This window comes from Bacillus sp. TE8-1 (assembly GCF_008368855.1).
Taxonomy (GTDB): Bacteria; Bacillota; Bacilli; order Bacillales; family Bacillaceae_G; genus Bacillus_A; species Bacillus_A cereus.
This window is the reverse complement of the sequence record NZ_QPET01000001.1, coordinates 104,173-117,134: the sequence shown is the minus strand read 5'-3', so window position 1 is coordinate 117,134 and position 12,962 is coordinate 104,173. Positions and strand designations below refer to the sequence as shown.

Sequence of the window (12,962 nt, the reverse complement as noted above, 5' to 3'; positions counted from 1 at the left end):
ATTGATGTTAAATAAAAACGCTATTTTATTAAAAAAGGAGGTCGGAGAAATGGACAAGTGAGGAATTTGACAATGAAATTTCATAAAAGCATTATTTTAGAAAAATAGGTGACTCAGGAATTGTGTTAGCCGAGTCACCCAGTACTATCGATCGAGATAATATTCTTTTTCTATATGTAGTTATAGTGAGTTCTTAGAGGTTAACTCCAAACGGCAGTTAAAGGACAAAGAAATTTATTTTGGAAAGTATTAGATTTTACTATGTTAATGCTACAACAGCAAGAGTTAAGCCCAACGTATTTAATGGACTAGAATACGGTCCTACATTAACAGTAAGTGTACTTGGTAAACCTGGAGGGGTAGTGAAAATTGCGGGTGCTGATACAGAAGTAAATCCTGCAGTATACCCTAGAGAAGTACCTGAGCCAATGAGTGCATTATTATTCAGATACATAGTGATACCTGCCGAACTACCCCCTGGTTGAATAATAACTTGCACTTCATAGATTGCTAAATAGGTTCTTCCACCTTCAAGTAAAACAGTTGTTGGTGGTGTGAATGAGATTGCCGTTCCATTAGAATTTACCACGGTATCTAGTGGAATCGCAGAATTTACAGAAACTATTGTTGGAGTAGTTTGAACAACATTTAAACTGTTAGACGTGGGGGATGGACAATTGCAAGGTTTGGAGTTGTTATCATTTTGGTAATTCACAAATAATCAAGCTCCTTTACGTAAGATGATTTTTTATCCTATATAAAACGTAGCTTTTTTGTATCTAAGTTATTTTTAATAATTTTTTAAAGAGAGGTCGAATATTATTGTTCAGTTAACTCTTAAAAGTATTAGATACTCTGGGATTTCAAAGTGCATCTGATAAATATATATGAATGTTTTTTTTAGGTCATTACTGTGAGTTAGGAAACATAATAAAATAGTTATTTGAATTAGTTTTATCAATAAAAAAAGAGCCATATTAAGACTCTTTTTAAAAAGGTTTATTAATCATTTGTTTTCTAACCAAAACAAAAACTGTACCTGCAACAACACAGGCTGCATAGATTTTGCCACTTATGTCACCGAAAAATTCAAGTCCGAAAGGTAGTAAAAAAGTAGCAATTCCTACTATGTAAGCAAATATGCCGAATAATTTAGCTAGTTTATTTTTATCACCAATAAAAGTAGCATCTTGGTATCCAGCAATAAGAAATAATTGTTTTTTAATATGAATCAGATAACCTATTATTACAATGATTAGACCAACAAGTGTGCAAACTACAAATCCACTCATTATATTCACCTACCTTATTTGAATTTTACCATGTTTAGGTTGGTATAGTTATTGTATTAAACAAAATACATGCACAAAAATTGTGCATGTAAAGTAAAAGCTATGTCTTGTCTATGTAAATATATGCTTAGTTTATATAAATCGTGTGTATGTTTGAACGAAATGGTTATTTGCAAATATAAAGAGCGCTTTTTAAGGCGCTCCATGACCAAAACTAAAATTGAAAAAGAATACCACATGATATTTTATGCATGTTCTTAATACATGTGCAGATCTTTCTTTTGCACAACAAAGCAGCTAGTTAATAAAACTAACTGCTTGTTGTACAAAAGAAACGTTGCGCTTACAGAAATAGTTTGTAACTTTAAGTTACAAAAATAGTATGAACAGGGTTGAAAATGTTATGCGGAAATGAAAGAAAATAAAAAAGAGCACCATGCATAAGTGCTCTTTAAGATAGGAGGTAACACTTTGAGCTGGATGTTTAGGTTAAAAGTATATGATGTAGAACAGGAATAAGACCTAAAACTTATTTTTAACTAAATACAAAAGAGCAGCTAGCACAGGCTAACTGCTATAAGAACATTATATCCACGAATTTAAGGAGCATAAATATTTCGTGAGTTTTGTATAGTATGGACAAAAATATCAAGTTTATGTAATGAAAATAAAATAGAGCAGTCATTTGCATTAACTGCTCCATTTGATACAACCTGGGTAAGAAGCAGATTGTATTGTGGTTATTATTGACGGAATGTTTAATTTTATTCAGTTATTTAATAAAATTCTTATTAAGTAACAAAGAAAGAACACCATAAAAGGTGCTCAATGACTAATTCTGAGTAGGTCATGATTATTTTATGTAGGTTTTTAATATAAGTGCGTTTTTTGTAAAATCGTTATTTTAATTAGTTCAGCCCCTTGAAGGGCGCTCCAAGGGGCTAAGATTCGAGAACTTGTAAACTCTTGTTTAATTACATGAAAACTCCCTAAGGAGAATTCATCATATTTTAACACTCAACTAACTATTTTGACAAATATATATTAATAAAAGAAACCCCGATTGTCGACGGGGCTTCTAAGGGTAAGTGCCAAGTAATGACGTATTCGACTAATTAACCATATCATGAATTTTTTGGTAAAAATACTGGTAAATGTGTCCAATTATATGGTCGTTAATTTGAAAAAAAAACGCTATTTGGCACAACAAAGCAGCTAGCTAAAGTAGCTAACTGCCTGCTGTAAATACTATTCCACATGGATACGCAAATTGTAACCACAAGTTACAATTATAGTATAAACAGATTTGAAAATGTTATGCAGGAAAGTAAACTAAATAAAAACTTTCTTTTTCACAACAAAGTAGCTAGCTTAATGAGCTAACTACCTGTTGTACAAAAGAAACTAGGCCCTACAAGTAAATGATATGTAACTTTAAGTTACAGCTATAGTATAAGCAGAATTAAAAGTATTATGTGGAAATAACAATGATCTTAATAAAACTTTCATTTTAATATAAAGCAGAATTATTAAATGGCTTAGGCAGACAATTTATTAAATAAACTGTCCGCCAAGTGAATGAAAGATTTTTTGAGCTATAATGCCCAAGTTTAGTATAGATAGAATCATGAAAGTTTAATCATAAAACAGATAAATTATGTTATAGAAAACCTTTAATTAAAAAAAGAGCAGTTAGCTTTTGCTAACCGCTCGGCTCTCGACCAAGAAAGCTAGAATGGGAGAAATCGACTTTTTAAAGTCTTGTCTACAGTGTTAGACAATGTTTAGAATTTTATTCACTTAAAACGTAAAAAGAGCAGCTAGCAAAAGCTAACTGCTCTCCAGAAAAGCATTAAGAAGGAAGTTCAGAACTCAAGTGTATTTATAGTATGGACAAGGTTTAGGGATTTATTCAAGGAGGAATCAGCAAATATGCTAATGATGTTAATAGTGACTATTGGGATATTTAAAATAACATTTGAATATCGTCCGGCTAGAAAACTAGAGGACACCAATTCATTAAAGCAGCAATGAAAGCTGTTTTAGGAATAGGTGTCCTTTTTATTTTGAAAAGGGAGATGGGGGAATGAAGGTGTTAAAGGATCAGCTACGTGAATGGAAAAAGCAATCAAATCAAGGAAAGAAGAAAAATAAGACAAAACAAAAAGAGAAATTAAGGACTCGTGAAATTGAGGATTTAATGGGGATACATAGACCTTGTTATGAACGAAGACGTGGAGCATTAAGACAAAAGTAATTTAAAAATAATAAGAAGTGGTCTTACATGACTAAACAATTATCTTTCTTACCAAAAATCGATAGAGTAGCAACGCAGAAAAATTAGAAGGTGTTCTCGAAAATGTACGTTTATATAGACAGTTTGGAATGATGCGTGAAGAAATGAAAGTTACTCCTTCTTATGAAATTAAATATCACGGACCTACAAATGATGTAGGAAAGCCATTAGAAGATGTAGCGATGGCTAATATTCAACAAAGTAAAAGAGAAGAATGGATTAAGCAAACATCATTTCGTATTGACCAGTTTCTTAGTTGTTTGGGTAATGGGCGTGTAGGAAGGGATCAAAGAGACATCATCATTAAGCGTTATTTAGAAGATGAAGATGTATGTGATTATATGGTATATAACGAAATCGGCATGAGCGAGCGTACTTATCGACGTGTTAAGGCTAGAGTATTTTATAAACTTGCTTTTGCTCTTAGATTAGAAGTTTATGAAACTGAAGAAACTGGAGGTAATGAATAATGAATTTTGTTCAGCCAATACGTGATCCAGATCAAATACAGCAGCTAAAAGATTATTTTAAGGAAAAGAGCTTACGTAATTACATTCTCTTCATTATGGGAATCAATACAGGACTGAGAATCTCGGACATTTTGAAATTGAAAGTAGGAGATGTCAAAGGTAGTCATATATCTATGAGAGAAAAGAAAACAGGGAAACAGAAACGAATACAAATTACTACAGCACTGAAAAGAGAGCTTAAATGGTTTATCGAAGAAGGGGAAGATAATGAGTATTTATTACAAAGTAGACAAGGTAGGAATCGTCCAATTGGTCGTAGTATGGCATATAAGATATTAAGCGGAGCAGCGGCGGAGTTTGGATTAGATGAAATAGGAACACATACGTTGAGAAAAACGTACGGGTATCACATGTACATGCAAACGAAAAACATAGCATTGCTCATGGAGATATTTAATCACTTGTCAGAGAAGGTCACGTTACGTTATATAGGTGTAAATCAAGATGCAATGGATGAGGTAATGACTAGGTTTAAAATTTAATCATTGGTTTTTCTTTTGCGATAGTTTAAAACCTTAGTCTAATTGCGATGGAATCACCATATCAAAAAAAATGAATGTTACGTTAAGACAAATTTTAGGTAGAAAATCATTAGTTCTCTGAAGAACTACCCTTCTCAATCTTGTTTTATTGGATAATATTGAGAAAGTATTTATCTAGATAAAAAATTAACATTTTTTCAATTTACTGTAATTTTGACAGCTGAAACAGCAGTGTTGTTTTGGCAGTTCAGTAAGTTGAGCACGGCAGACTATGTAGTTACTCCTGCCCCAATTCATCTCGATAAAAAAACAATCATGTGGTGTGATTCAAAGCCGAGGAGGCTATATGAAAAATTGAGGGGGAAATATGGGGAGTTCGATTTGAAGAGCTTCTGGGGTCCGCTCTCTTCAGTTAAATCCAGTGAATGGATATTAGATGCAGCAATAGATGTTTTAGAAGAATATAAACCAAGATTATCACTTGTATATCTACCCAATATAGATTATAACGCACAAAGGTTTGGGCCTGAAAGTGAAGCTGCGAAGAAATCCATTAAAGAAATTGACAGTTTAATTGGAAACTTTGTCGAGCAATTGGAAGAGCGCAACTTGAAGGAGCAAACACGGCTAGTTATTTTATCAGAATACAACTTTAAGACAGTTAATAGACCTATATTTATCAATCAAACGTTGAATAAAGAGGGATACGTGGCTATCAAGCATGTCGAAAATATGGATTTTCTCGATTTGGAGATGTCGAAAGCCTTTGCTTTAGCAGATCATCAATTGGCTCATGTGTATATTCAGGACTCACGTGATATTGGGGTAGTTAAAGAAATTCTCGAAAGAACACCAGGTATAGCCGAGGTATGGGGAGAAGAAGAGAAACGGATTCATAAGATTAATCACGAGCTTTCGGGGCAGTTAATTGCAATTGCAGAACCTGACAGTTGGTTTGTTTATTACTGGTGGTTGAACGATGAACAGGCACCAGAATTTGCATACAATGTAGATATTCATAGGAAGCCTGGCTATGATCCGGTTGAGCTGTTTGTAAACCCAAAAACATTCCAAATACCACTAGAACCGGAGCGAATCAAAGGATCTCACGGTTTACCAGCAAAGGACAAAGGAGATTATGTGTCACTTGTAGTAACAGGGAGAGATTTTGAACTTCCAGATACATTAGAAGCGACCGAAGTCCATGACTTGTTGCTAAAACTTGTGGGAAATGAGGAGTGGTGAAAAAATGACATATCAGATGGGTGTGTTATTTGTTGGAGTACTAGGCGCAGTTGCAACAACAACGATTTCCGGACTTTTTGCCGTAAATCAAAATCTTGCTCCACTAAGGGGCGTTATTTCTTCAGAGAAGGAATTTGAGACGCTACAGCTAACTCCACTCGATCAGATTGCTTTTGGTGGGTGGGATATACAAAAGGATTCATTGATAGAAGTAATACAAAAATATGGTATCATTCAAGTATCTATTTTAAAGAAAATTGAAATGCAACTCAATGATGTTCCTATTTGGCAAGCTCCACTGGCTAATGTAAATGATTTTGTAAAAGGGGTCTATAGTCTGACAGGAGAGCCTGAGAATTTAATGAGCGCAGTGAATCAAATTCAGGAAGACATTGAAGAATTTAGAAAAAAATATAATCTTGAGAGAATTGTTGTGGTAAATACGGCTTCAACAGAAGAAAAGACAAAAAGTCATTCTTTATACCAGTCATTAAAAGCATTTGAGACTGGGTTAAGGGAAAATTCACCTGATATTCGACCAGGTATGCTGTATGCATATGCGGCAATGAAATCAAAATGTGCATATGTAAATTTTACGCCGAGTGTGACGACTGAGATACCAGCATTACAGGAATTAGCAGAACTGCAGGATGTTCCGACGGCAGGAAAAGATGGAAGAACAGGTCAGACTTTATATAAACATGTTTTAGGAAAAATGTTTAAACAACGTGGATTGAATATTGTCGGGTGGTATAGTACGAACATCTTAGGAAATCAAGATGGTGCAGTTTTGGAACACCCAACACATTCTTCAACAAAAATTGATTCGAAATCCATTGGGCTAGAACAAATATTGGGGTACAGTCATTTTGATCATAAAGTAAGAATTGATTACTTTCTTGTCCGAGGAGATAGGAAAGAGGCCTGGGATACGATTGACTTTGAAGGTTGGTTAGGAGAACGAATGACAATGAAAATTAATTGGCTAGGTATTGATTCGATTTTAGCTGCGCCTCTAATAATTGATTTGTCCCGTTTTATGGATCATGCACTTAGAGAGAGGAAAGTAGGAATAATGGAACATCTTTCACTCTTTTTTAAATCACCAATTGGAACAGATGAGTATGCCCTTGATCAACAATATCAAACATTATTAGAATATGTGAAGAATTTCGAAGGCAACGTTTAGCATCTACGGTGACCTTAGAGTTGAAAAAACATGAATCCTATTAAGCTAAAAAACAAAATTCCCCTAAAATGAAAAAAGCTATTTTTTCTGTATATTCCACAAAAATAGCTTTTTTTCGTTTTATTTTGATGGGCGTAAGAGAGTATTTCTAACTGTGTATATCATATAAAATTAAAACAAACACCTTAAGATTGTATTGTTTCAACTAACTACAATTTTTTAATGAATTCTTCAGTTTTTAAAACTGTGGCAAACTCATCATCTAAAGTTGCTAGTGATATATTATGTATTTGTTCAGACACAAAAATAGGCTGTGGAGAAGACTTTCTCCACAGCCCTAGAAAACACTTCTCTTAAGATAGAGAAGTGTTTTCCTTCATTCATTATTGTTTAGAACTAAAAGATTGTGATTTTTTTGCAGCTGATTGTGCATTTTGTTTTTTAACTGCATGCACGTCCGTTTCAGTTGCAAATTCTGTACCATAACTAGCATTTGCACTTTGTGCACCTGAAGCTTGTGCTTTCTTTGCCTCTGATTGTGCATTCTCTTGTTTTACTGCTTGTACATTAGTTTCAGTTGCGAATTCTGTATCATAGCTAGCATTTGTGCTTTGGATGCTCGCCCCAGAAGTTGCCTTATTATAACCTTGTTGTTTTTTGTTCATCTTTCTCACCTCCACAATCAATACTATAACCAACCTATTTAATTGCTATTCTTAATTTTATCTTTGGGATACCGCACATGCCCATTAACTTAAGAAAAATAAACGCTCTAAAACGAAAAAAAGAGGTGACTTTTCAAAGTAAATACCTGTAGAGAAAGAAAATTTCCGTTTAGGTGTACTTCGAAACCTTAGCTTGATGGACGTGTGACGTGTCCCCTTATAGATATTACAACCATCAACTGGTAAATATATGGTTATTGAAATTGTAAGAGGTAATGTACGGGGAAGGTTATAGGATGTGAAGCCAGATCATTTGTTCATTGTGTGGGTTATGCTAAAAAATGAACAAATTAAATCTAATTTAATTTATAACAGATTGGCGACATAGACGATCAAGCAAAAACACAAGGTTTTATCTCTGTGTTTCTTCAAATTTTCGTTTTTGAATATATGTTTGAGCATGAATAATTTCTTCCTGAAGTTCTTTTAATTCTTTCGTTGATTCTGATTCAATGGCCATATAACTAATAACTAAACTGATCATCAATTCCATCTTGATCTATTGCAATTGAATGGTTGAAAAAAGAAAAAAGCATACCTAGTGGTATGCGAATTAGACAACAAAAGCACTTGATTAAAATAGTAGAACAAGATTAGCACTTTATGCTAGGGTTAAAATATTTTGACACATCTATATTCATTCTTTATAGAGTAGAAGCCATACATATGGTTAAAAAGAACAGGTGAATTATGGAATCAGTCTGTCCAAAATCAGAAAGAATTTATCCATTAATTATTTGGACTTGCAGTATAAGATACAATTCCGTTAAGAATCTATGCGTTTTATTCTCTTTTTGTACCAGAATCATCTATATAAGTTCTATGTTACTATAAAAATAAAACTATTATATTTATTAATAATAATGGTAATTTTTAAACTAGGAATTTTAGTATTGCGTATTAAAATTCCTCTATTAATATATTTAAAGCTTTTGACTTAATTCTTTCATATTCCATAGCTCCAGCAAGTTCATCAGCAAGTAAAGGCGACTTTCTAACATATCTTTCGCGAATTACATCATACAATTCGTATGGAAATAACATATCAATGAACATAATTTTCTTCTGCTCAGGTGTTAAAGGAGAAACTGACTCATATGCGTTAATCATAATTTGAAATTGGTTTTCATTCCAAACACCAGTTGTATCTAATAGAGGAATAATCATTTTACGCAAGTCTCGAATAGGTAGATCGTAAGAAACTGTATCTAAATCAATTACCCAAATTTGATTACTTAGATCTAATAAGGAATTTCCTGTTCCATAATCTTGATGACATAAATTGGGGGATGTTTGTAATTCTTCAGTCCATTTAGTATATTCAGATTCCAATAGTCTTTGGTGCGTTTGTTTTGCTTCTAAAATAAACGCATCACTTTCAGCCAAGTATAGCTGTGAAAATGAGTCATCTGGCATAGTTGCGGCTAAAGTTTTCCAAATCTCCATCTGTTGAAACCTTTTAATGTAATGATTGGGCCAACGTCCTAGTTTTGTAAATATAGGTATGCCTGGAGGAGGCTTATAGCCAATAGAGGCTACATGGAAATCTGCTAACCCTTTCATAATCATTTCAAGATCTTCTTGCATTGTAAGTTCAAATGGTCTTCCCTCAATCCAATCATAAACAACAAATAAAAATGGACCGTGCTTTGTATACAACTGATTCATTTTGCTTGGGATTATGCTCGGAACACGCATGCCTTTGTTGGCTAGATAATCTTGCGCGTGAATGGAAAATAGAGCTTTTTTTTCGGGGCGATGAATCCTCTTTAAACAAAATGGTCCATCTGCAGTATGAATTTTCCATACTAAGGCCAGTTGTCCACCTTGTATTAATTCGATTGTAGTCGCTTGAATATCCCAATGTTGAATCATTGTCCCTGCCAATTCAACCAATTTTTGTTCCTCTTCGGGCGATAATGTATATACCGCTTCTTCATTGTTATTCTCCACATATATCACCATCCTTTTATGCTTTCTTATTACTGTATGGTACATGACCATTTTTGTTCTAGCCATTTGCCTTTAAGAAGAAAAAGTACTATTGACTAAATTTCATAATAAAGGATGAAAAAATGGCTTAAAAATCACAAACACAAAGTTTTTTTCGTAACATATGAAGAAGTTGTATTTTTATGAAACAGGGAGGCGTTTTAATGAAAATAGCAATAATTTCGACTGAAAAGCTACCTGTACCAGCTGTACGAGGTGGAGCTATTCAAATTTATATAGATTCTGTTGCTTCCATTATTGCTTCAAATGGGAAAAATGTGACAGTTATTTCTATAACAGATCCAAATTTGAAACCAGAAGAAAAAAACAAAGGTGTAAGGTATATAAGGTTTCCAGAAGAGGAATATCTCGATTATGTTATTAAACATCTGAAACAGGAAAAATATGATGTGGTTCATTTATGCAATCGTCCAAATTGGATTACCATTTTACGTAAGGCAGCACCACAGACGAAATTCGTGTTAAGTGTGCATAATGAAATGTTTGCATATGAAAAGATAAGTGATAAAGAGGGAAAAGCATGTATTGCAGCTGTTTCAAAAATTGTAACAGTTAGTGATTATATAGGAAGAACAATTACCTCGCGATTTCAAGCTGCAAAGGCAAAGACAAGAACAGTATATTCTGGTGTAGATGTAAACGAGTATTATCCTTCGTGGACCGTGAACGGTACAAAAGTTAAAAATCATGTGCAAAAACAGTTGAATTTACAAAATAAAAAAATAGTTTTATTTGTTGGACGCTTAAGTAAAGTAAAAGGTCCTCATATTTTGCTACAAGCTCTTCCTAAAATAATTGAGGAGAATCCAGACATTGTAATGGTTTTTATTGGTTCAAAATGGTTTGGGGATAACAATGTAAATAATTATGTAAAACACTTATATACCTTGGGTGCGATGTTTCCAGAACATGTAGTCTTTATTAAATTTGTTAAGCCAAAGGATATTTCAACACTTTATGCTATGTCAGATATTTTTGTTTGCTCTTCACAGTGGCAAGAGCCTCTTGCTAGGGTACATTACGAAGCAATGGCAGCAGGTTTACCAATAATTACGAGTAATCGAGGTGGCAATCCTGAAGTAATTGAAGAAGGGAAAAATGGATATATTGTCAATGATTTTGAAAACCCTGATGCATATGCAGAAAAAATAATTAATCTTTTAAATAACGAAAATAAAAGAAAACAGTTAGGGAAATATGGACGTACTAAGGTAGAAAAAGAATTTAATTGGAACCGAGTTGCTAAGGATTTAATGAAAGTGTATGGGGAAATTTTATAAATTTTAAGGAGGGGGCGATTAAAGGTGGAAGAAACAACTCGATTAGAGAGTGAACATTTAAAAAAGGTCCTTAGCTTTTATCCATTTGAAATAAGTAATATTTATTTACAATCAAGCAGAAGTGGGAGAACAATGTGGGAAGTTGAAACAGAAGAAGGATTAAAAATATTAAAACAAGCACAAATGCACCCAAAAAGGATGCTATTTATTGCTGGAGCACATTTACATCTTCTTCAAAATGGGTTGCCAATTACAAAAATTCATAAAACAAAAAGAGGGGGTTTTTGTATTGGATCTAATGAGTATGCGTATGTACTATATGATAAGCATCAAGGGAAAGAAGTCATTTATTATAATAAAGAACAATTAGAGAAGGTACTAATATATGCAGGTAAATTCCATCGAGCATCGGAAGGATATATTCCTATGGAAGAAAGTAAAATTCGGAGTCGATTAGGGAAGTGGCATAAATTATACAGATGGAAATTACAAGAATTAGAAGGGAACAAAAGAATTGCGCTTTCCTTTCCAAATGATGTATTTTCAACTATGTTTTTAGAGTATGTTGATAAAATGTTAGAACGTGGAAAGAGAGCATTACAAGAACTAAATGATCCATATTATGACCAATGGACAAAAGAAGTTATTGCATCTAATAGTTTTTGTCAGCAAGATTTTACCTTAGCGAGATTTACAGAAATAGATGATGCTATGTTTATGAAAGAGTTACATTCTATTACAAGTGATTTACCAGTGAGGGACCTACGTATTATCTTAAATAAAGTAATGAAAAAAATGTCAGTTTGGGATACTAATTTAGCTATTCATATGTTGAGTGCATATAATTCAGAAAATTCTTTTTCAGAAAAACAATTTCGTGTTCTTTGGACTGATTTATCGTTTCCTCACTTATTCTGTTCAATTGCACATAAATACTATTTAGGACAAAAGCGTTCTTGGTCTGACGAAAAGTATATTTGGGCACTGCAAAATATCATTGCACTTGAAGACTCTAAGGAAGAATTTTTACAAAATTTCTCTGATATTTATCACGAAATCAAGTGCAATAGTGGGGGGAAATAAAATGAGTTCAGAACAAGAAGAAATAGTAATCCCTATTTTAGATTTAGAGAAATTTGTGTTTTCTCCACCAGGGCCAATGGGATGGGAATTGGCAGAGTATGAGCAGCAAAAAAATATTGTACTAAATGAGTCCTCTGTGCTAGAGAGCTTAGCGATTATTAAGGAAGTGGAATTAGAGGAGTTACCGAAAATCGGATTGCTAGATTTAGAAGAGAAGTCACCACCAAAAACTACAATGATTGATAAAATACAAGATAAAGAGATTCAAGATGTAATAGAGCTGGAAGAACAAAGTGAGGAATTAAATGAAGTCGTTTTAACGCAAATAGAAAAGCCAAAAATAAAAGTCACTATTATTACTCCGGATCATCCATTAAAAGGTCCATGGGTATCAAAATGGGTAAATAAAGCTAGGGAGAACGATTAATGAAACTTCCGCAAATATATTAATCTTTTTATACTCTTTCAACATAGTATATATAAATCTATATGAAAGGAGTTAGGTAAATGGCTGATGTGAAAAGAGCAAAAATAAAACTAGATGTTGAGAATGGCTTTAGTGTTAATCCTGGCGATGATTTACAAGAAGTTCTAAAAGCTCTAGCTGAAGTAATACAATCAGGCACGCATAATGGTGTAGAGGTTGAAATTCAATATTTTGATGAAACAGAAGTTACTTTTACGGACGACGAAGACGAGGACGAAGAAGACGAAGACGAAAACGAAGAAGACGAGGACGAAGAAGACGAAGACGAAAACGAAGAAGACGAGGACGAAGAAGACGAAAACGACGATGACGAGGACGACGATGACGAAAACGAAGAAGA

The 12,962-nt window shown here is 33.5% G+C and carries 12 protein-coding genes and 3 pseudogenes; 10 read left to right on the top strand and 5 right to left on the bottom strand.

From position 1 onward, the window contains the following. Positions 1 to 259 precede the first annotated feature (259 nt). Together DN404_RS00585 and DN404_RS00580 are read right to left on the bottom strand one after the other, a co-directional pair. Positions 260 to 715 carry a hypothetical protein gene (locus tag DN404_RS00585; protein WP_149214563.1) on the bottom strand — a complete coding sequence of 152 codons (456 nt, stop codon included), beginning with the start codon at positions 713 to 715 and terminating at the stop codon, positions 260 to 262. A gap of 274 nt (positions 716 to 989) precedes the next feature. Beyond that, a complete protein-coding gene (locus tag DN404_RS00580; RefSeq protein WP_149214562.1) occupies positions 990 to 1,292 on the bottom strand; it encodes a DUF3784 domain-containing protein in 303 nt (100 codons plus the stop codon). A 2,086-nt stretch (positions 1,293 to 3,378) separates the two neighbouring features. Between DN404_RS00580 and DN404_RS30375 the strand changes: the two genes are divergently transcribed. The 5 genes and pseudogenes from DN404_RS30375 to DN404_RS00560 all read left to right on the top strand — a co-directional run bounded on the left by DN404_RS30375 (position 3,379) and on the right by DN404_RS00560 (position 7,034). Further along, positions 3,379 to 3,549, top strand: coding sequence for a hypothetical protein (locus tag DN404_RS30375; RefSeq protein ID WP_179951842.1), 171 nt, complete (start codon positions 3,379 to 3,381; stop codon positions 3,547 to 3,549). Between the two features lie 27 nt (positions 3,550 to 3,576). After that, a pseudogene (locus DN404_RS00575) lies at positions 3,577 to 4,058 on the top strand (ArpU family phage packaging/lysis transcriptional regulator). Next, positions 4,058 to 4,600, top strand: a complete 543-nt coding sequence (locus tag DN404_RS00570; protein WP_149214561.1) for a site-specific integrase — start codon at positions 4,058 to 4,060, stop codon at positions 4,598 to 4,600. The pseudogene DN404_RS00575 and the gene DN404_RS00570 overlap by 1 nt, the downstream one beginning before the upstream one ends. 231 nt (positions 4,601 to 4,831) lie before the next feature. Then, a complete protein-coding gene (locus DN404_RS00565) occupies positions 4,832 to 5,845 on the top strand; it encodes an alkaline phosphatase family protein (RefSeq protein WP_255444843.1) in 1,014 nt (337 codons plus the stop codon). 4 nt (positions 5,846 to 5,849) lie between these two features. Continuing rightward, a complete protein-coding gene (locus tag DN404_RS00560; protein WP_149214560.1) occupies positions 5,850 to 7,034 on the top strand; it encodes an inositol-3-phosphate synthase in 1,185 nt (394 codons plus the stop codon). A gap of 383 nt (positions 7,035 to 7,417) precedes the next feature. On the opposite strand, the gene DN404_RS00555 is transcribed toward DN404_RS00560, so the two are convergent. Both DN404_RS00555 and DN404_RS30825 read right to left on the bottom strand, forming a co-directional pair. After that, the gene (locus tag DN404_RS00555) at positions 7,418 to 7,699 is read right to left on the bottom strand and encodes a gamma-type small acid-soluble spore protein (protein WP_149214559.1); all 282 of its coding nucleotides are present in this window, start codon (positions 7,697 to 7,699) and stop codon (positions 7,418 to 7,420) included. A gap of 412 nt (positions 7,700 to 8,111) precedes the next feature. Further along, positions 8,112 to 8,243 (bottom strand): hypothetical protein, encoded by a 132-nt coding sequence (locus DN404_RS30825; RefSeq protein ID WP_255444842.1) that lies wholly within the window; start codon positions 8,241 to 8,243, stop codon positions 8,112 to 8,114. 17 nt (positions 8,244 to 8,260) lie between these two features. Between DN404_RS30825 and DN404_RS30820 the strand changes: the two are divergent. Beyond that, positions 8,261 to 8,492 (top strand): annotated as a pseudogene (locus tag DN404_RS30820) (IS6 family transposase); the annotation flags it as partial. A 167-nt stretch (positions 8,493 to 8,659) separates the two neighbouring features. Here DN404_RS30820 and DN404_RS00545 read toward each other — a convergent pair. Continuing rightward, positions 8,660 to 9,763: a CotS family spore coat protein gene (locus DN404_RS00545; protein ID WP_149214660.1), complete on the bottom strand. Its 1,104-nt coding sequence runs from the start codon at positions 9,761 to 9,763 to the stop codon at positions 8,660 to 8,662. A gap of 152 nt (positions 9,764 to 9,915) precedes the next feature. On the opposite strand from DN404_RS00545, the gene DN404_RS00540 reads away from it, so the two are divergent. The 4 genes and pseudogenes from DN404_RS00540 to DN404_RS30815 form a co-directional block, all read left to right on the top strand. After that, positions 9,916 to 11,052 carry a glycosyltransferase family 4 protein gene (locus tag DN404_RS00540; RefSeq protein WP_149214558.1) on the top strand — a complete coding sequence of 379 codons (1,137 nt, stop codon included), beginning with the start codon at positions 9,916 to 9,918 and terminating at the stop codon, positions 11,050 to 11,052. A 24-nt stretch (positions 11,053 to 11,076) separates the two neighbouring features. Further along, a complete protein-coding gene (cotS, locus tag DN404_RS00535) occupies positions 11,077 to 12,135 on the top strand; it encodes a spore coat putative kinase CotS (RefSeq protein WP_065705582.1) in 1,059 nt (352 codons plus the stop codon). A 1-nt stretch (position 12,136) separates the two neighbouring features. Beyond that, positions 12,137 to 12,562, top strand: coding sequence for a hypothetical protein (locus DN404_RS00530; RefSeq protein ID WP_149214557.1), 426 nt, complete (start codon positions 12,137 to 12,139; stop codon positions 12,560 to 12,562). A gap of 80 nt (positions 12,563 to 12,642) precedes the next feature. After that, positions 12,643 to 12,962, top strand: a pseudogene (locus tag DN404_RS30815) (hypothetical protein); the annotation flags it as partial.

Coding starts and splice junctions, on each gene's coding strand:
- DN404_RS00545 (WP_149214660.1), bottom strand. CDS start 9,763: ATGGTCATGTACCATACAGTAATAAGAAAGCATAAAAGGATGGTGATA.
- DN404_RS00540 (WP_149214558.1), top strand. CDS start 9,916: ATGAAAATAGCAATAATTTCGACTGAAAAGCTACCTGTACCAGCTGTA.
- DN404_RS00580 (WP_149214562.1), bottom strand. CDS start 1,292: ATGAGTGGATTTGTAGTTTGCACACTTGTTGGTCTAATCATTGTAATA.
- DN404_RS00570 (WP_149214561.1), top strand. CDS start 4,058: ATGAATTTTGTTCAGCCAATACGTGATCCAGATCAAATACAGCAGCTA.
- DN404_RS30825 (WP_255444842.1), bottom strand. CDS start 8,243: ATGATCAGTTTAGTTATTAGTTATATGGCCATTGAATCAGAATCAACG.
- DN404_RS00555 (WP_149214559.1), bottom strand. CDS start 7,699: ATGAACAAAAAACAACAAGGTTATAATAAGGCAACTTCTGGGGCGAGC.
- DN404_RS30375 (WP_179951842.1), top strand. CDS start 3,379: ATGAAGGTGTTAAAGGATCAGCTACGTGAATGGAAAAAGCAATCAAAT.
- DN404_RS00560 (WP_149214560.1), top strand. CDS start 5,850: ATGACATATCAGATGGGTGTGTTATTTGTTGGAGTACTAGGCGCAGTT.
- DN404_RS00530 (WP_149214557.1), top strand. CDS start 12,137: ATGAGTTCAGAACAAGAAGAAATAGTAATCCCTATTTTAGATTTAGAG.